This is a genomic window from Bradyrhizobium sp. i1.15.2 (assembly GCF_040548425.1).
Classification (GTDB): Bacteria; Pseudomonadota; Alphaproteobacteria; order Rhizobiales; family Xanthobacteraceae; genus Bradyrhizobium; species Bradyrhizobium canariense.
The window spans coordinates 102,920-120,334 of the sequence record NZ_JBEPRQ010000015.1; the positions used below are offsets into that span (position 1 = coordinate 102,920).

Annotated in this window: 16 protein-coding genes and 1 other RNA gene; 7 read left to right on the forward strand and 10 right to left on the reverse strand. The window is 63.9% G+C overall.

From position 1 onward, the window contains the following. Positions 1-28: 28 nt before the first annotated feature. The 5 genes from ruvB to ABIB80_RS24860 all read right to left on the reverse strand — a co-directional run bounded on the left by ruvB (position 29) and on the right by ABIB80_RS24860 (position 3,564). Complete coding sequence (ruvB, locus tag ABIB80_RS24840; RefSeq protein ID WP_007599972.1) at positions 29-1,081, reverse strand: Holliday junction branch migration DNA helicase RuvB; 1,053 nt, start codon at positions 1,079-1,081, stop codon at positions 29-31. Then, positions 1,078-1,554: a hypothetical protein gene (locus ABIB80_RS24845; protein WP_245285969.1), complete on the reverse strand. Its 477-nt coding sequence runs from the start codon at positions 1,552-1,554 to the stop codon at positions 1,078-1,080. Before ABIB80_RS24845 ends, ruvB begins: the two co-directional genes overlap by 4 nt. A gap of 50 nt (positions 1,555-1,604) precedes the next feature. Further along, complete coding sequence (ruvA, locus tag ABIB80_RS24850) at positions 1,605-2,222, reverse strand: Holliday junction branch migration protein RuvA (protein WP_007599970.1); 618 nt, start codon at positions 2,220-2,222, stop codon at positions 1,605-1,607. Then, positions 2,219-2,746, reverse strand: a complete 528-nt coding sequence (ruvC, locus tag ABIB80_RS24855; RefSeq protein WP_007599969.1) for a crossover junction endodeoxyribonuclease RuvC — start codon at positions 2,744-2,746, stop codon at positions 2,219-2,221. The genes ruvA and ruvC overlap by 4 nt, the downstream gene beginning before the upstream one ends. Positions 2,747-2,817: 71 nt before the next feature. Beyond that, positions 2,818-3,564 carry a YebC/PmpR family DNA-binding transcriptional regulator gene (locus ABIB80_RS24860; protein WP_007599968.1) on the reverse strand — a complete coding sequence of 249 codons (747 nt, stop codon included), beginning with the start codon at positions 3,562-3,564 and terminating at the stop codon, positions 2,818-2,820. Positions 3,565-3,770: 206 nt separating this feature from the next. Here ABIB80_RS24860 and ABIB80_RS24865 point away from each other — a divergent pair, with 206 nt between their 5' ends. Further along, positions 3,771-5,519: a methyl-accepting chemotaxis protein gene (locus ABIB80_RS24865; RefSeq protein WP_007599967.1), complete on the forward strand. Its 1,749-nt coding sequence runs from the start codon at positions 3,771-3,773 to the stop codon at positions 5,517-5,519. Positions 5,520-5,628: 109 nt separating this feature from the next. Continuing rightward, positions 5,629-7,053: a methyl-accepting chemotaxis protein gene (locus tag ABIB80_RS24870; protein WP_007599966.1), complete on the forward strand. Its 1,425-nt coding sequence runs from the start codon at positions 5,629-5,631 to the stop codon at positions 7,051-7,053. Positions 7,054-7,746: 693 nt separating this feature from the next. Here the strand turns inward: ABIB80_RS24870 and ABIB80_RS24875 are convergent. Next, complete coding sequence (locus ABIB80_RS24875; protein WP_007599964.1) at positions 7,747-7,995, reverse strand: hypothetical protein; 249 nt, start codon at positions 7,993-7,995, stop codon at positions 7,747-7,749. A 107-nt stretch (positions 7,996-8,102) separates the two neighbouring features. Further along, the gene (locus ABIB80_RS24880) at positions 8,103-8,366 is read right to left on the reverse strand and encodes a hypothetical protein (protein ID WP_007599963.1); all 264 of its coding nucleotides are present in this window, start codon (positions 8,364-8,366) and stop codon (positions 8,103-8,105) included. A gap of 178 nt (positions 8,367-8,544) precedes the next feature. Here ABIB80_RS24880 and ABIB80_RS24885 point away from each other — a divergent pair, with 178 nt between their 5' ends. The 5 genes from ABIB80_RS24885 (at position 8,545) to ABIB80_RS24905 (ending at position 15,475) form a co-directional block, all read left to right on the forward strand. Further along, positions 8,545-8,880 carry a hypothetical protein gene (locus ABIB80_RS24885; protein WP_245285968.1) on the forward strand — a complete coding sequence of 112 codons (336 nt, stop codon included), beginning with the start codon at positions 8,545-8,547 and terminating at the stop codon, positions 8,878-8,880. Between the two features lie 266 nt (positions 8,881-9,146). Further along, positions 9,147-11,036 (forward strand): sensor histidine kinase, encoded by a 1,890-nt coding sequence (locus tag ABIB80_RS24890; RefSeq protein WP_354128647.1) that lies wholly within the window; start codon positions 9,147-9,149, stop codon positions 11,034-11,036. Positions 11,037-11,484: 448 nt separating this feature from the next. Continuing rightward, on the forward strand, positions 11,485-11,949 hold the full coding sequence (locus ABIB80_RS24895) for a (2Fe-2S)-binding protein (protein WP_198288264.1): 465 nt from the start codon (positions 11,485-11,487) through the stop codon (positions 11,947-11,949). An 8-nt stretch (positions 11,950-11,957) separates the two neighbouring features. Then, complete coding sequence (locus ABIB80_RS24900) at positions 11,958-14,135, forward strand: xanthine dehydrogenase family protein molybdopterin-binding subunit (RefSeq protein WP_354128648.1); 2,178 nt, start codon at positions 11,958-11,960, stop codon at positions 14,133-14,135. Then, entirely contained in the window at positions 14,132-15,475 is a 1,344-nt protein-coding gene (locus ABIB80_RS24905; protein ID WP_354128649.1) for a c-type cytochrome, read from the forward strand. The genes ABIB80_RS24900 and ABIB80_RS24905 overlap by 4 nt, the downstream gene beginning before the upstream one ends. A 158-nt stretch (positions 15,476-15,633) precedes the next feature. On the opposite strand, the gene ABIB80_RS24910 is transcribed toward ABIB80_RS24905, so the two are convergent. The 3 genes from ABIB80_RS24910 to ssrS all read right to left on the reverse strand — a co-directional run bounded on the left by ABIB80_RS24910 (position 15,634) and on the right by ssrS (position 17,368). Next, positions 15,634-16,458 (reverse strand): TIGR00282 family metallophosphoesterase, encoded by an 825-nt coding sequence (locus ABIB80_RS24910; protein ID WP_007599952.1) that lies wholly within the window; start codon positions 16,456-16,458, stop codon positions 15,634-15,636. Continuing rightward, positions 16,436-17,032 (reverse strand): 5-formyltetrahydrofolate cyclo-ligase, encoded by a 597-nt coding sequence (locus ABIB80_RS24915; protein WP_219682872.1) that lies wholly within the window; start codon positions 17,030-17,032, stop codon positions 16,436-16,438. The genes ABIB80_RS24910 and ABIB80_RS24915 overlap by 23 nt, the downstream gene beginning before the upstream one ends. A gap of 176 nt (positions 17,033-17,208) precedes the next feature. Further along, a non-coding RNA gene (gene ssrS, locus ABIB80_RS24920) (6S RNA) lies at positions 17,209-17,368 on the reverse strand. Between the last annotated feature and the right edge of the window lie 47 nt (positions 17,369-17,415).

Below are 17,415 nucleotides of genomic sequence, written 5' to 3' on the forward strand. Positions count from 1 at the left end.
CGGCGCGAGCAGTCTGCAGTTGCGTAGATCAGTCGTCGCTCTCGTCGGTGCCGAACAGGCCGATCTGTGCCGCCGCATCGCGCGAGGGCTCGCTGATGCCGAGATGGCGGAAGGCGTGCGAGGTGAGCAGGCGGCCGCGCGGGGTCCGCTGCAGATAGCCGCATTGGATCAGATAGGGCTCGATGATGTCTTCGATCGCATCGCGCGGCTCCGACAATGCAGCGGCCATCGTCTCGACGCCGACCGGGCCGCCGCCATAGTTCTGAGCGATGGTCGTGAGGTAGCGGCGGTCCATCGCGTCGAGGCCGGCGGCGTCGACCTCGAGCGCGCTCAGCGCGTGATCGGCAATCTTGCGATCGATCCTGTCGGCATCGGCCGCCGAAGCAAAATCGCGCACGCGGCGCAACAGCCGGCCGGCGATACGCGGCGTCCCACGGGCGCGTCGCGCGATCTCGTTGGCGCCATCCGCGCTCATGCCGACGTTGAGCACGCGGGCGCCCCGGGTGACGATGCTTTCCAGCTCCTCGATGGTGTAGAAATTGAGCCGGATCGGAATGCCGAAGCGGTCGCGCAAGGGATTGGTGAGCAGGCCGGCGCGCGTGGTGGCGCCGACAAGGGTGAATTTCGACAACTCGATCTTCACCGAGCGCGCCGCCGGGCCCTCGCCGATGATGAGGTCGAGCTGGAAATCCTCCATCGCGGGATAAAGCACTTCTTCCACCGCCGGGCTCAGGCGATGGATCTCGTCGATGAACAGCACATCGCGCTCTTCGAGATTGGTGAGGAGTGCTGCGAGATCGCCGGCCTTGGCGATCACCGGGCCTGATGTGGCGCGAAAGCCGACGCCGAGCTCCTTGGCCACGATCTGCGCCAGCGTGGTCTTGCCGAGGCCCGGCGGGCCGACGAACAGCACGTGATCCAGCGCCTCGCCGCGCTTGCGCGCCGCCTCGATGAAGATGGACAGATTCTTGCGCGCCTGCTGCTGGCCGACGAAGTCGGACAGCGATTGCGGGCGCAGCGCAGTGTCGCCGACATCATCGCTGCGGCGCTCGGGCGTGACCATGCGGGGAGGCGTGCTCATGCGGGCAGGATAACACGGTGCAGCGGTTTCGCGAGCCACCAGCACAGGCTCGCCGGGATGACAGCGACGACGGCGAGCATGGCGGAAAGCTTCAGCGCCTCAGGCGCGGAACGGACACTCGGCAAGATCACCGCCGAGGTTTCGGAGGGCACAACGAACATGCCAAACCCGACGAACCCGGCGGCGGCCACGGCCGCGGCGAGCCACGCCATCCAGATCATGTTGAGGTCGGCGTAGACCGCGGCAAGCGCGAAGATCAAGCCGGCGGCGACTGCGGGAAGGAACGAGGCGAGAACCGTGGCGATGGCCAGCAGCACGATCGCGATCGAAACCAGGGTGCGCAGTGCTTCCAGCTCGACGAGCGCAAGAAACATCTGCAGCACCGCGGCCCCGAGCGTGGTCACCATCACCGAAACCAGCGCGGCGACCGTCAGCGGCCCCACAATGGAGAAGATCACGACGATACCGGCCACGCGCGAAAGGCGACGAAAAAGACCGGCGACGGGATTGGCGCGAGCCGCACTCACTTCGACAGCTCCTTCAGGCCCAGCCGGATGAGCTGCGCAGTCTCGGCGCTCTCGCCCGCGCTGCGCGAGGCCGATGCGATCGCGGCCGCAGCCTGCGGCTGGCCGTAGCCGAGATTGACCAGTGCGGAGATCGCATCCGCGACCGGCCGCGGGGCGCGCTGGTCATCGACAGCGCCGGCGAGGTGCACGACCGCCGGATCGACATTGGAGAAGGCCGGCGCCTTGTCCTTCAATTCGGTGACGATGCGCTCGGCGACCTTGGGACCGACACCGGGCGTGCGCGTCACCGCAGCCTTGTCACGCAACGCGATCGCGTTGGCGAGATCGGACGGCTGTAGCGTGCCGAGCACGGCGAGCGCGACCTTGGCGCCGACGCCCTGCACGGTCTGGAGCAGGCGAAACCACTCGCGCTCCTGGTCGCTGCGGAAGCCGAACAGTTTGATCTGATCCTCGCGAACATAGGTCTCGATCGACAGCACGGCGGCCTCGCCCGGCGAGGGCAGATGCTGCAGCGTGCGCGTCGAGCAATGCACCTGATAACCGACACCGCCAACATCAAGGATGACGAAATCCTCGCCGTAGGAATCGATCAGGCCCTTGAGCTTGCCGATCATAAGCCTGCCACCTTCAGCCGCAGCGCGGTGCTCTGGCGATGATGGGCGTGGGTGATGGCGATGGCGAGCGCGTCGGCGGCGTCCGCGGACGGCGGATCGGCCTTCGGCAGCAAAATCTTGAGCATCATCGCGATCTGCTGCTTGTCGGCGTGGCCGGCGCCGACCACCGTCTTTTTCACCTGGTTCGGCGCGTATTCGGCAACACTGATGCCGAACATCGCGGGGGCGAGCATGGCGACGCCGCGGGCCTGGCCGAGCTTCAGCGTCGCGACGCCGTCCTTGTTGACGAAAGTCTGCTCGACCGCGGCTTCCATCGGCTTGTGACCGGACAGGACGGCGGCGAGCCCCTCATGGATCGCGAGCAGCCGGCTCGCCAGCGGCAAATCGTCCGGCGGCTCCACCGAGCCACAGGCGACGTAGATCAGGCGGTTGCCCTCGGCCTCGATCACGCCCCAACCGGTACGGCGCAAGCCAGGGTCGATGCCGATGATGCGAACGGGGCCACGAATCGGGAGCGTCGTCATGAGCCAGTGATAGCGGCTGGCTGCCGTGGGGGAAACAGAAACAGAACGAAAGTAACAGGGGAAGTGGCCCCCTACCCGCCCATCTTCGCCAGCAGCGCGTCCGACACCTCGAAATTGGCGTAGACGTGCTGGACGTCGTCGTGCTCGTTCAGCAGGTCTATCAGCTTGAGCAGCTTCTCGCCGGTCTCGTCGTCGACCGCGACCGTGTTCTGCGGCTTCCAGATCAGCGCGGCCTTGCGCGGCTCGCCGAACTTGGCCTCCAGCGCCTTGGCGACGTCGCGATAGCCTTCGGTCGAGGCGTAGATCTCGTGGCCGCCTTCGCTCGAGATCACGTCGTCGGCGCCGGCCTCGATCGCGGCATCCAGCACGGCATCGTCGGAGGCGACGCTGCGGTCGTATTCGACGATGCCGGTGCGATCGAACATGAAGGACACCGAGCCGGTTTCACCGAGATTGCCGCCGGACTTGGTGAAGAAGGAGCGGATGTCGGAAGCCGCGCGGTTACGGTTGTCGGTCAGCGCCTCGACGATAACGGCAACGCCGCCGGGGCCGTAACCCTCGTAGCGGATTTCGTCGTAATTCTCGCCGTCATTGCCGAGCGCCTTCTTTACGGCGCGCTCGATATTGTCCTTCGGCATGTTCTCCTGGCGCGCCGCGGTGATGGCCGCACGCAGGCGCGGGTTCATGTTGGGGTCGGGCGTCCCCAGCTTGGCCGCGACGGTGATTTCCCGCGCCAGCTTGCCGAACAGTTTCGACTTCTGGGCATCCTGCCGCCCCTTGCGGTGCATGATGTTCTTGAATTGGGAATGTCCGGCCATGCGTGATCTTCTCTAGGGGAATCGTGCGCCAAGGTGAGCGTGGGAAGCGCGGCCTTATAGGCCGCCACCCCACTGGAAAGAAAGAGGCTCTACGACTTTAAGGTAACACCGTACGGGCCCGTGCCTAGATGTCAGGCATCGTTAACCCTGATTTCATTCCAGCTTGCGAAAATAGCGCCCGACCGTCCCCCGACAAGAGAGAGCTGATGGCGTTCGGACTATTTCGGAAGCGTCTGCCGGACATGGCTGCAACTGCGGCCGCCCCGCAGGCTGCGCAGCCGGCGGCCCATTCCGAGTCTGCCGTGGCCGTCGAAAGCGATTCGGCCAAAGAAATCCTGGAACTGCTGGAACTCGAGCTGGGCGCGATGATTCGCCAGCTCGAGCGCGCCGCCAATTCGGTGGCCGGCGGTGCCGAGGCGACCGCCACGACGCTTGCCGCCATTCGCGACCGAACCGACGCCCTGACCGGCCGGACCAACGCCGCGCAATCGAACGCCTCCACCTTCGCCCATGCCGCCGACAAATTCACCCAGTCGGCGCTGGGCATCGGGGCCCAGGTACGCGAGGCCGGCAAGCTCGCCGACGAGGCCAGCGCCGCGGCACAGGAAGCCCGCGCCAATGTCGACCGCTTGCGCGAATCCTCGGCCGCCATCGGCAACGTCGTCAATCTGATCGCACAGATCGCACGGCAGACGACGCTGCTCGCGCTCAACTCGACCATCGAGGCCGCGCGCGCGGGCGCTGCGGGAAGAGGCTTTGCGGTCGTCGCCACCGAGGTCAAGGCACTCGCGGTGCAGACCCAGGGCGCGACGGAGGAGATCACCAAAAAGATCGACGCGCTGCAGCGCGACGCCGCCGGCTCCGCGGATGCGGTGCACCGCATCTCGCAGGCGATCGAGGCCATCCGCCCGGTCTTCGAGACCGTCAACGGCGCGGTCGCCGAACAGAACGCCACCACCAGCGAAGTCTCCGGCAACGCGACAAGCGCGTCGGAGTTCATCATCTCGGTCGGCGAAAGCGCGGCCGAGATCGATGCCGCGACCAAGGCGGCCGAGAGCCACGGCGAGAACGTCGCCAGCGCAGGCAAGGCCGTGACCGCCTTCGCACAGAAATTGAAATCGCGCTGCGCCGTGCTGCTGCGCCAGAGCGAGCACGACGACCGCCGCAAGACCGAACGGCTGCCCTGCCATCTCAAGCTCGAAACCGCCCGCGGGGTGCTGCCGGTCTACGAGATAGCGATGGACGGCGTGCTGATCGGCGGCGCGGACGCGGGCCGCCTTGCATCGCAAGCCATGATCGAAGGCACCCTCGAAGGCGTCGGCGCCTGCCGCCTGCGCGTAGTCGAGCAATCCAAGGCCGGCGCCCGCGCGCACTTCGTCCATCCCGATGCAGCGCTCAGCGAGAAGATCGAGGACAGGCTCTGGTCGATCCACGAGGAAAATACGGAGTTCGTCACCCGCGCCATGGAGGCCGGTAACGCGCTGACCGGAATCTTCGAGCAGGCGATTGCCCGCGGCGAGGTGAAGATCGACGAGCTCTTCGACACCGATTATGTCGAGATCGCCGGAACCAATCCACAGCAGTACCGCACCAAATATCTCGACTGGGCCGACCGCGCGCTGCCGGCGTTCCAGGAAGCCTTTTTGGCAAAGGACCCGCGCCTGGCGTTCTGCGCCATGGTCGATCGCAACGGGTTCCTGCCGGTGCACAACAGAATCTACTCGCATCCGCAGCGGCCGGGCGATGCCGCCTGGAACACGGCCAATAGCCGCAACCGGCGGATGTTCAACGATCCGGCGGGGTTGGCCGCCGCGCGCAACCTGCGCTCGTATCTGGTGCAGAGCTATGCGCGCGACATGGGCAACGGCAATACGGTGATGATGCGCGAGATCGACGTTCCGATCCGCGTGCAGGGCCGGCACTGGGGCGGATTCAGGACGGCCTACAAGCTCTAGTGCGCGCTCAGGCAAGACGCCAACGCGCGAATCACCTCTTAAGACCGGAATTGGAATGGGAATGCCGCGGAGAGCCGGCGAACGGCTCTGACTGGAGGACTCTCAAGACATGTCCGTCGTACAACTTGCAGTACTGGACACCGGCTCCAACCGAACACTTTCCGAACGGCTGATCGATCAGCTCGCCGACCGCATCGGCGGCCTCGGCGTGGAACTCGCTGACATCGCCGGCAACGTCCAGGAAGTCGCAAGCCGCGTCGCGAACCAGTCGGAGCGGTTCCATCACCTGCAGGAAACCGCCGAGACCATGGTCTCGGCCAATCACGACATCGCCAATGCGTCGCAGGCGGTGCAGACGACCACGTCAGCGGCGGTCGGCGAGATCGCGCAGTCGCGCGGCGCAGTCGACGCCGCGGTCAGCCACATCTCCGAGCTCGTTGCAGCGGTGGAGCGGATCGAGGCGCGGCTCAGCGCCGTCGGCTCCGCGCTGGCACAAGTCGCAAAAGTGTCCGGCTCGATCGAGGCGATCGCGAAGCAGACCAACCTGCTCGCGCTCAACGCCACCATCGAGGCGGCACGCGCCGGCAATGCCGGCCGCGGCTTCGCGGTGGTCGCAAGCGAGGTCAAGAACCTCGCGGAAGCCACCCGCCAGGCCACACACCAGATCTCCGACACCGTACGCGATCTCGACGGCCAGATCGAAGGCCTGATCGGCGAGAGCAGCGATGCCTCGCAGCGCGCGAAGACGGCCGGCGAAGGCGCCCAGCGGATCTCCGGCATCATCTCGCGGGTCCAGCAGGGCTTCGCCTCCGTGGAAGCGGAGATCGGCAGCGTCACGCGCGCCGCGACCTCCAATCTCGGACATTGCGACACCGTCATCAGCGAGCTCAACGAGCTCGCCAAGGGCGTCGACCTCTCCTCGCGCGATCTCAAGAACGCCGATCAGCGCGTGACCAAACTGCTCGACACGTCCGAAGGCCTGATCGCGCTGATCGCCGACAGCGGCGTCGAGACGTCGGATGCGCCGCTGATCCGAATCGTGGTCGAGACCGCCAAGCGGATCTCCGACGAGTTCGAAGCCGCCATCGGCCGCGGCGAGATCACGCTCGACCAGTTCATGGACGAGAATTACCGGGAAATCCCCGGCACCGATCCCAAGCAGTACAACACTGGCTATGTCGACTTCACCGACCGCGTGCTGCCCGCGATCCAGGATCCGATTCAGAAGTCCGATCCCCGCATCGTGTTCTGCGTCGCCTGGGCCAAGGGCGGCTATCTGCCAACGCACAACCCGAACTACCGTCTGCCGCAGGGCAAGGATCCGGTCTGGAATAATGCCAATTGCCGCAACCGCCGCCTGTTCACCGATCGCGCGGTGCAGAAGGTCGCAGCCAACACCAAGCCGTTCCTGCTGCAGACCTATCGCCGCGACATGGGCGGCGGTCAGTTCGTGCTGATGAAGGACCTGTCCTCACCGATCATGATCCACGGCAAGCACTGGGGCGCCTTCCGGATGGGCTTTCGGCAGAGCTGAGGACCGCTCCAGCGGCCCTTGGGTCAAAAAAACCTGAAAAACAACCCCATGCACAGTAGCCGGGGCGAGCGGAATCAATGGCTTAAGTGCCCGATAAATCCGTGGGCTTAGGCGCTCGTAAAGTGGTTGCGCCGTCGGGCAAAACAGGTGCATACTGCTATTATTCCGAAATCTTCAGCCCCTCTTCTCCCCTTCCGAGAGAAGCCGATTTCGATAGGCCGCGCGCTGTACGGCGTTCCGGGCCTACGCTGAGGTGGCCCGGTAGCTGTGCTTGGCAATGAACGGACTACTTCTTTTGCTCGGTGGTCGTCGCGGCGCCGGTGGTGGTGCCGTCGCGTGCGTCCCGCCGCTCGTCGCGTCCCGTACGCCGTGCTTGCCGCCGCTCCGTGCGGCCGGCGCGGCGCTCCTGCCGCCGCTCTGTTCGCCCGCTGCGCCGCTCCTGGCGGCGTTCCGTACCCGACTTAGGCGCGTCCACTGGCGGCGTAGTAGGCGCGGCGGCTGGCGCGGTGGTTTGAGCAACAGCCTCTGAGGCCGCAAAAATTGAGGACGAAGCCACAAGCCCAAACACCCCTGCGTATCCAAGGAAAGTGAGTGCGTTGCGACGACAGACCTGTTTCGGCTCCGAACGTTCATTCATGTTCAGGCTCCCGGTTGCTGCCCCGTCAGAGCATGTCACCAGCGTCCGTGGCCTAGCTATTGATCTGGATCAACTTGTTTCGGTGCTTCAAGCCACGTTGGGATTTCGGTCGATGGGATCGACACTCTCGGAAAGTGAGGGATGATAGTCCCTGCAGTGACGATCAGTCCGTCGTTGAATTTGGTGCGCGCAAAATCCTTAGCTGCTGCTTCGCTTTCAAACGTGTTCGTTAGACGCGGATGTCGCCGCCTTGACAGTGTGCCGTCCGGCGGCACTTCAAAAGTGACATACCAAGTGTGTTTCATGCCCTAATGCCGCCCCGGCGGTACTAGTGACTATCCCCGCCAGACCAAGAAAAGCCGCCACCGGGACGAAACGATGACGGCTTCTTGCTGGCTTGCGAAACCGGCCTTTACCGCCCGGCTCCAACGCGGTTGACGCCACCATTCGCATTGCCACCGGCGTTATGACGGACTGCGGCGCGCGCCACCGGGCGCGGCCTGAGCACGACGCCTGCCCGGGCAACGCAACCCGCGGGATATTCTACGTACTGGCAGTAAATCACAGCCTTGGCTGGGGTTGGACTAAGCGACAGGGTTGCAAGCCCAAGCAGGCCGCTGGCGGCAATGCCCGCGACCGTCGCTGACTTGATCGAAAGAAGCTTCCTCGGATGCATGGCGGACCTCCCTCTTCGCACTTGCGTCACCGAAAGGTGACGGAAGCCGCCTCAGGTGCGGCTGAACATAGCGTAGGCGTGGCAGTGCGCGGGTTCGATTGATCTACATCAAGCCCACGCGCACAGGGAGCCGCAATCTCGCGAGCGGGGCTCAATGAATTCATGGAAGGGTTCCATCATGCTCCGCTATATTCTCGCTCCTCTTGCCGCTTTCGTTTTGCTCATCGTCTGCTTGATCCCCGATGACGCCGAGGCTCGGCGCGGCGGAGGTGCCTATCGGGGCGGCGGCGGTTACCGCGGCGGTGCGGTCGCAGTTCGAGGACCGCGGGGCGGCGGCGCTGTTGCAGTGCGCGGCGCAGGCTACCGTGGCTACGGCTATCGTGGCGGCTATCGCGGCTACGGCTATCGAGGCTACGGTGTAGGAGCGGCAGCGGTCGGCGCGGCTGCCCTTGGCACTGCTGCGTACCGCCGCAGTTGCTACGATGCTTACGGGAACTATATTTGCGCCTATTAATCCGTGGCGACGCGGCGATAGCGCAACTTGGCCCTCTGTGCGCGCAAGCAAGCGCTGGCGGTGACCGTCCGACGATGGCGACCCTGCGCCATCGGTCTGCAGGTACTCTGGACGACGTGGCGTATCGCGGGGACCGCGCGACGCCCCGCTATGAAATCTTGCGGACTGTTCGTGTCAGAATTGCCCCGTAGTTTCCCTTGTCTCCGCTTGTTGATAATCTGATCGAGCGGATACGGTACTCCACTTGGATCGGGGCTCGGAGTGCGATGCTTTTCTGGCTGCCTCACTCATGGCGAACCTGTCGCGTGCGGAGATTCACCGCTGCGTTGACCGTCGCATTTTTGATCGCGACGACAGGCCAAAGTCATGCAGCTGATCCAGCGCCCAAACGTGTTCTGATGCTGCATTCGTTCGGCCTTCGGTTCAAGCCCTGGACCGTTTATGCAGAGGCCATTCGATCCGAAATAAGTCGGCGCAGCAACGTGGAGTTTCAGGACCACTCGCTTGTGGTTGCTCGCCTGAGTAACGACAAATCAGATGGTCCGTTCGTCGAATATCTTCACGCCCTTAATGCCCAGCACCCGCCCGATCTAATCATGTCCATTGGCGCCCCAGCCGCCAATTTTGTCCAGCGACACCGAAAAGAGCTTTTCCCAAATACGCCGATGGTCTTGACGGCTGTGGAGCGGCGGCGCGTGGCCTTCGATAAATTGGGCGAAAATGACACCGTGGTAGGGTCGACCAACAACACCATCGAGTTCTTCGAAAACATTCTGAGTGTTTTGCCTCTAACAACCACGATTGCAGTCGTAATTGGAGCATCTCCAAGCGAAACGTATTGGCTGGAAGAGACGCGCCGACGAACCGCGCCGCTGGCCGGGCGAGTACAAATTCGATACTACAATGAACTTTCATTTGAAGAAATTCAGAAGGACGCAGCGACCCTCCCGCCACATAGTGCGATCTTCTGGCTCTTGCTGAATGTTGACGCCGCGGGCGTGGCGTATGAGGGGCCCGGCGCGTTACTCCAACTTTCCAAGGTGGCCAACGCGCCGATCTTTACTCACGACCAATCTTTTTTTGGAGACGGCATCGTCGGTGGCCCCATGCATTCCGTGATTGAGCAAAGCACCAAAGCCGCCAAGGTCGCGCTTCGCATCCTCAATGGCGAAAAGATCGCCGACATCAAGCCATCATTCGTTGACGTTGCATCTCCCATATTCGACTGGCGACAAATGCAGCGGTGGGGAATTGCCGAGCGCAATCTGCCGCCCGGTAGCGCCGTCTACTTCCGGGAGCCCACGTTGTGGGAGCGATATTGGTGGCAAATCACATTCACTATCGCGCTTGTCCTCGCGCAAGCGGGACTGATCGCGCTTTTGTTATTTGAACATCGTCGTCGGCAATTCGCCGAAGTACAGTCGCGACAGCGCATGACTGAACTGGCTCACGTTAATCGCTTCGCGACCGCTGGTGAACTGACCGCCTCGATTGCTCACGAGATCAACCAGCCGCTGGGGTCTATTCTGACGAACGCTGAAACCGCAGCCGCGATCCTGCAATCGCAGCGTCCCGATATCGCTGCACTTTCCGATGTTGTTGAACTCAGGGAAATTGTGAACGATATTTTACAGGATGACCGGCGCGCCACCGAGGTCATTCGCAGGATGCGCAGCCTCCTAAAGAAGGCGCCGTTCGAATTGAAGCAACTGGACCTCAACGAGGTAGTGCAAGAGACGGTCAGATTTCTTTCGGCGCTAACCGTCAGCCGAAAATTCGAAATGGTCAACGTGATCACGTCCGATGCGCTACCGATCCTCGGCGACCGCATTCAGCTTCAACAAGTCATTTTGAACCTTGTGCTGAACGGGGTCGAGGCTATGAAGGACACGTCTCACGAAAGCCGCACTATCAGCATCCGGACTGCGCGCGCCGATCAGTTTGCCGAGCTATCCGTATCAGATCGCGGACCCGGCATTCCAGAAGACAAATTGAAACAGGTTTTCGAGCCGTTTTACACCAGCAAAGCGGAAGGCATGGGCATGGGCTTGTCCATTGCGCGCACCATTATCGAAGCGCACAACGGATTCATATCAGCGAGTAATCGGGAGCACGGCGGTGCCTCGTTCACGATCTGGCTCCCCTTTGTCGGTTGATCCACAACGGCGCCCATACGCGGACAGAGACCCCTCACCCGAGTGAGCCTGCGTCTACCGGCGTCGCTGTCCTCTCTCACAAGGGGAGAGGGCACAACAATGAGTTGCTGCAATTGATCGCGTCAGAAGTCCGCGTCGCCGTCTGACTTCCACAATCGCACGACTTTCGTCATCGCATGATTTTGCGCATTCGCACGATCATCTGCGGCGATCAACGGCGCATGTGAAGCAAAAGCGTCAAAACATGACGATTATCATATCAATTAGCCCAAAATCACTGCAGTGATCGCCGCACAAATTCGTGAACGTCATGGCCTGACCCGCTCGCTGCGCAAATATGCATTGCCGGAAATGTCGACGCTTCATCGTTTCGCATCGATATGATTATTGTGCGCGCAAATTCGCTGACTAGATCGCCGTAAGCGATCGCGCGAGCAAGGGGATGCATATGGCAACTGTTCTCACCATCAATGGCGAAACGAAATCGTTCGACGCGCCACCTGACATGCCGCTGCTGTGGGTCCTGCGTGACGTCCTTGGGATGACGGGCACCAAGTTCGGCTGCGGCATCGCTCAGTGCGGCGCCTGCACGGTGCACGTCGATGGCAAGGCAGTACGCTCCTGCGTCTTGCCGATCAGCGCGGTCGCGAACCGCGCCATCACCACGATCGAGCATGTCGGCAGCACACCGGCCGGCGCAAAGGTGCAGAAGGCCTGGCTCGATGCCGAAGTGATCCAGTGCGGCTATTGCCAGTCCGGTCAGATCATGGCGGCCGCGGCACTGCTGGCGGCAACGCCCAGCCCTGATGATTCCGACATCGACGCAGCGATGGCCGGCAACATCTGTCGCTGCGGCACCTATGTGCGCATCCGCGAGGCCATCAAGCTGGCCGCCTCCGGCCGGCAGTCGTGAGGTCCGCCATGATCACCGACAAGACTCTTCCTGACGTTTCCCGCCGTGCGCTTCTGACCGGCGGTCTCGCCACCGGCTTCCTGCTCGCCTTCCACCTGCCGCTGCGCGCCGCCGTCAACGAGCCGGAGCAGCCGAAGGACACCACCGACGGCAAGTTCGCGCCGAACGCCTTTATCCGAATCGAGGAGACTGGCCGCACCGTGCTCCTGATGCCGCAGGTCGAGATGGGCCAGGGCGTCTATACCTCGATCTCGATGATCCTGGCCGAAGAGCTCGATGCCGATTGGGCAAAGGTCGCGGTGCTGCACGCGCCGCCCAACGACCAGCTCTACGCCAATCCCGCCTTTGGCCTGCAGGCGACCGGCGGTTCGACCTCGATCCGTGCCTGGTGGAAACCCTTGCGCTCGGCCGGCGCCAGCGCGCGAGCGATGCTGGTGCAGGCCGCAGCGGCGCAATGGCAGGTCGAGCCCGCAAGCTGCACGACGTCGAAAGGCGAGGTCGTGCATGCCGCAAGTGGCCGCAAGCTCGGCTATGGCGAACTGGCACTGGCTGCACAGGGCCAGTCGCCGCCGAAAGACGTGCCGCTTAGGGATCCCAAGGATTTCGTGATCATCGGCCAGCCCTTGAAGCGGCTCGACACGCCGGACAAGGTCAACGGCAAGGCCGTGTACGGCATCGACGCGATCCTGCCCGGCATGAAGATCGCCGCGATAGCCAATTGCCCGGTCTTTGGCGGCAAGGTCGGCAAGGTCGACGACAGCGCGGCGGTGAAAATCCCGGGGGTGCGCAAGGTCGTGGTGCTCGAGGACACGGTCGCCGTGATCGGCGATCACATGTGGGCCGCGAAGAAAGGCCTCGATGCGCTCAAGATCGAGTGGAACGAGGGACCGAACGCGAAGCTCAGCACAAAGGATATCTGGCAGCATCTGCGCGCCGCCAGCGAGAAGGACGGCGTGGTCGCGAAATCGGTCGGCGACATCGCCAAGGGGCTCGCAAGCGGCGACAGGTTCGAGGCGAGGTTCGAGCTGCCGTTCCTTGCGCATGCCTCGATGGAGCCGATCAACGCCACCGTTCACGTCAGGCCTGAAGCCTGCGAGATCTGGACCGGCACGCAGATCATGACGCGCGTGCAGTCGGAGGCGGCGAAGGCAGCCGGCCTTCCCGTCGACAAGGTGATCGTCAACCAGCATCTGCTCGGCGGCGGCTTCGGCCGCAAGCTCGAGCCGGACATGGTGGTGGCCGCCGTGAAGATCGCAAAACAGGTCGACGATCCCGTGAAGGTGATATGGACCCGTGAGGAGGACATCCAGCACGACGTCTACCGCCCGGTCTATCGCGACCAGGTCACGGCATCGCTGGTCGACGGCAAGGTCGCGGCCTGGAAGTACAAGGTCGCCGGCTCCGCCGTGCTGGCGCGCTGGCTGCCGCCGGCGTTTCAGAAGGGTATCGACATCGACGCGGTCGATGCCGCCGTGGATGCGCCCTACGACTTCGCCAACTTCCACGTCGAATATGTCCGCGCCGAACCGCCGGCGGTGCCCACCGGCTTCTGGCGCGGCGTCGGTCCGAACAACAACGTGTTCGCGGTCGAATGCGCGATGGACGAGCTCGCGCGCAAGGCCGGCAAGGATCCGGTCGAATTCCGCCGCGCGATGCTGACCAAGAATCCGCGCATGCTCGCGGTGCTCAATCTCGCCGCCGAGAAATCCGGCTGGGGCCAACCGCTGCCACCGCGCGTCGGTCGCGGCGTTTGCGTGCAGCCGTCATTTGCGAGCTTCCTCGCCACCGTGGTCGAAGCGGAGATCGACGATATCGGCGAGATCACGCTCCGCCGCATCACATCGGTGGTGGACACCGGCATCGCGGTCAACCCCGACACGGTGAAGGCGCAGATCGAGGGCGGCCTGGTGTTCGGCCTCACCGCCGCGCTCTATGGCGAGATCACCATCGAGAAGGGCCGCGTGCAGCAGTCGAATTTCCACGACTATCGCATGATGCGCATCAACGAGATGCCGAAAATCGAGGTCGTCGTGGTCAAGAGCGGCGAGGCGCCCGGCGGCATCGGCGAGGCCGGCGTCAATGCCGGACCGCCGGCGCTGCGCAACGCCATTTACGCGGCAACCGGCGTCGCGCTGCGGCGCCTGCCGATCGATCGGAAACTGCTGGCTGCGGGGAAAAAGGCATGAGCGGCAAGATGCGTATCCTCACTGGCATCGTCGTGATCGCCATTGTCGTGGTGGCGCTCGGCGTCTGGATCATCCGCGGGCCCGGCCCGCTCGACTTCGCCGGCGGCCCCAAGGTGGCGCTGGCGGATCACCGTGCCGGCAAGCCGACCGGCGTGCCGGCAAAGCTGGAGAAGGCGAGCCTGGTCGAACGCGGCGAATACCTCGCGAAGGCGGCCGACTGCATGGTCTGCCACACCAAGCCCGGCGAGAAGGACTATTCCGGCGGGCTCGGCTTCAAGCTGCCGTTCGGCACGCTCTATTCCACCAACATCACGCCGGACAAGGACACCGGCATCGGCAATTACAGCGACCAGGATTTTCTCAACGCCGTCCAGCGCGGCAAGCGCCATGACGGCGCCCGGCTCTATCCGGCGATGCCCTACACGTCCTACACCTATATGACGGACGAGGACGTGCTGGCGGTGAAGGCCTATCTGTTCAGCCTGCCGGCGGTGCGCGCGAAGCCGCCGGAGAACACGCTGTCGTTCCCGTTCAATCAGCGCTGGGCGATGATCTTTTGGTCGGCCGTGTTCAATCCCGACACGCGCTTTGCGCCTGATACGTCGAAGAGCCCGGAGTGGAATCGCGGCGCGTATCTCGTGGAGGCGCTGGCACATTGCGGCGAATGCCATACGCCGCGCAATCTCGGCTTTGCGCTGGACAACAGCAAGAAATTTGCAGGCGCGATCACGGCCGGCTGGCGCGCCTTCAACATCTCCTCCGACAAGGCCACTGGTCTCGGCAGCTGGCGCGACGAGGACCTGATCTCCTATCTGTCGCTCGGCCATGCGCCGGGCCACGGCTCGGCGTCGGGTCCGATGGGTGAAGCGGTCGACCACAGTTTTAGCCAGTTCGCGCCTGAGGACATAAGCAGCATCGTCGCTTATTTGCGCAGCGTGCCGCCGCAGCCCTCGCCCGACCTGCCCGCAACCATCGCACCCATTGCGCCCGCCTCACACAAGGACGGCGTTACGGCGGACGCGCGCGGCAAGAAAATGTTCGCCAGCGCCTGCGCCAGCTGTCACGGCTGGAGCGGCGAGAGCCCGATCTCGCCGATGGCGACGCTGACCGGCACCTGGGCCGTCAACGACCCCGCCGCCACTAACGTCGCGCAGATCGTGCTGTCAGGCACCAAGCGCCACACGCCCGACGGCGCGCTGTCGATGCCGGCGTTCGGTGACGCGTATAGCGACGACGAGATTGCGGCGGTGGCGAATTATGTCACGGCACGGTTCGGGACGAAGGGGTCCAAGCTGACGGCGAAGGATGTGGCGGGGTTGAGGGAGCAGACGGCGGAGTAGGCCCCATTGTCGTCCTGGCGAAAGCCAGGACCCATTACCCCAACTGTCTGTTTGGCGCGATGCCCTCGACCGCGAGCCTGCCCATTACCACGGCCGGTGGTAATGGGTCCTGGCTTTCGCCAGGACGACACTGAGTGTGTGGCGAGCTACGCGAGAACTCAGCTCAACCAGAATTTCGGCGTCGCCGGCTCCAGCCGGCCGCCCGCGCGCACCGGTGCAATCCGCAGTGCGAGCCCTGTCGCGTCATCGGTCTCCACGGCGACGCCGCTGAGCGTCGCCGCGCCCGCCGCCGGCTCGAAGCGGCCTGACGGGATTCCGGAGGTGAACCTCCGCAGCGGCTCTTCCTTCTGCATGCCGATGATGGAATCGTAGTCGCCGGTCATGCCGGCATCGGTCATGTAGGCGGTGCCGCCTGACAGGATCTGGTGGTCGGCGGTCGGCACATGGGTGTGGGTGCCGACGACGAGGCTGGCGCGGCCGTCGCAGAAGAAGCCGATGCCCTGCTTCTCGCTGCTCGCCTCGCAATGGAAGTCGACGACGATGGCGTCCGCAGCGATGCCGAGCGGGCAGGCGCCGAGCTCGCGCTCCAGCGCTGCGAAGGGATCGTCGAACGGGGTCATGAAGACGCGGCCCAAAGCGTTGACGACGAGCGCATGCTTGCCGTTCTTGGTCTCGACCAATGCGGCGCCGCGGCCGGGCGTACCGCGCGGATAGTTCGCCGGCCGCACCAAACGCTCGGCGCGCTCGATGAATACGAGTGCTTCGCGCTGGTCCCATGAGTGATTGCCGAGCGTCACCGCGTCGGCGCCGGCATCGAGAAACTCCTGATAGATCGCTTCCGTGATGCCGAAGCCGCCGGCGGAATTCTCGCCGTTGACGACGACGAAATCGAGCGACCAGTCCTTGACCATGCCGGGCAGATATTCGGCGATGGCATTGCGCCCGGCACGGCCGACGACATCACCCACGAACAGAATGCGCAACTTCAGAACTCCGGAAATCGAATACGTCGGATTCCGTTAGCACATAATCCAGCGCGACGTCGTGGGATAGTGCCGGAACCGCCTTGATCTCCTGCGCTGCAAAAGCGAGCCCGATGCCGACGATGGTCTTGGTTTTTCGCAGATGCGCGAAGGTGTGGTCGTAGTGCCCCGCGCCATAGCCGATGCGGTGGCCGAGACGATCGAAGGCAGCGAGCGGCGTCAGCATGATGTCGGGAATGACTTCAGCGGCCCCAGGCGACGGCTCGGGAATGCCGAGCGGGCCGAGCATCAGGCGATCGTTCGGATTGAAGATGCGGAAGATCAGCGACTGGCCGCGCGCGGTGACGCAAGGCAGTGCGAGCCGGGCACCCTGCTCTGCGAGCGTCTTCAGTAGCGGCATCGGATCGATCTCGCTGCGGATCGGCGAATAGCCTGACACAATGCTGCCGGGCAGGAGCTGGAACGGCAGCCCGCGCTTGGCGAGCTTGGCGGCGGCGGCGGTGCGTTTCTTTTCGCTCAGCGCATCGCGCGCCGCGAGGGCTTTGGCGCGGAGTTCGGCTTTGGTGTTGGACATGTGCGCTTGCTCCGCCGTCATCACCCGCGAAGGCGGGTGATCCAGTATCCCAGAGACGCCAGTGATCAAACATCGACGCCGCGGCGTACTGGATGCCCCGCCTTCGCGGGGCATGACACTGCCGGTTGTCGGGAACGCAATTCGAGAGGCACGAACCAGGAGGACGAATACAAAAGTGCGAAGCCGCGAACGCCGTTGAAGCACTCGATCCCGGAGTTCCCTACGAAAGTAGGTGGGCACCATATGTCCGAGCCCACGGGCCCGGCCAGGGACAGTTCCCTAAAGGATCGATAAGGCCCCGGGGATAATGGCTCCTGACGCGCGTCGCAGCCCCGCTTGGGCAATGTAACAACGATGCTGACGAATCGCCAGCCCGGTGAAGG

Excerpts from the sequence above, each read along its gene's own strand:
- ABIB80_RS24895 (WP_198288264.1), top strand. The coding sequence starts at position 11,485 with ATGGCAACTGTTCTCACCATCAATGGCGAAACGAAATCGTTCGACGCG.
- ABIB80_RS24860 (WP_007599968.1), bottom strand. The coding sequence starts at position 3,564 with ATGGCCGGACATTCCCAATTCAAGAACATCATGCACCGCAAGGGGCGG.
- ABIB80_RS24905 (WP_354128649.1), top strand. The coding sequence starts at position 14,132 with ATGAGCGGCAAGATGCGTATCCTCACTGGCATCGTCGTGATCGCCATT.
- ruvA (WP_007599970.1), bottom strand. The coding sequence starts at position 2,222 with ATGATCGGCAAGCTCAAGGGCCTGATCGATTCCTACGGCGAGGATTTC.
- ABIB80_RS24890 (WP_354128647.1), top strand. The coding sequence starts at position 9,147 with ATGCTTTTCTGGCTGCCTCACTCATGGCGAACCTGTCGCGTGCGGAGA.
- ABIB80_RS24875 (WP_007599964.1), bottom strand. The coding sequence starts at position 7,995 with ATGAAACACACTTGGTATGTCACTTTTGAAGTGCCGCCGGACGGCACA.
- ABIB80_RS24885 (WP_245285968.1), top strand. The coding sequence starts at position 8,545 with ATGCTCCGCTATATTCTCGCTCCTCTTGCCGCTTTCGTTTTGCTCATC.
- ABIB80_RS24915 (WP_219682872.1), bottom strand. The coding sequence starts at position 17,032 with ATGTCCAACACCAAAGCCGAACTCCGCGCCAAAGCCCTCGCGGCGCGC.
- ruvC (WP_007599969.1), bottom strand. The coding sequence starts at position 2,746 with ATGACGACGCTCCCGATTCGTGGCCCCGTTCGCATCATCGGCATCGAC.
- ABIB80_RS24870 (WP_007599966.1), top strand. The coding sequence starts at position 5,629 with ATGTCCGTCGTACAACTTGCAGTACTGGACACCGGCTCCAACCGAACA.
- ruvB (WP_007599972.1), bottom strand. The coding sequence starts at position 1,081 with ATGAGCACGCCTCCCCGCATGGTCACGCCCGAGCGCCGCAGCGATGAT.
- ABIB80_RS24865 (WP_007599967.1), top strand. The coding sequence starts at position 3,771 with ATGGCGTTCGGACTATTTCGGAAGCGTCTGCCGGACATGGCTGCAACT.
- ABIB80_RS24880 (WP_007599963.1), bottom strand. The coding sequence starts at position 8,366 with ATGCATCCGAGGAAGCTTCTTTCGATCAAGTCAGCGACGGTCGCGGGC.
- ABIB80_RS24900 (WP_354128648.1), top strand. The coding sequence starts at position 11,958 with ATGATCACCGACAAGACTCTTCCTGACGTTTCCCGCCGTGCGCTTCTG.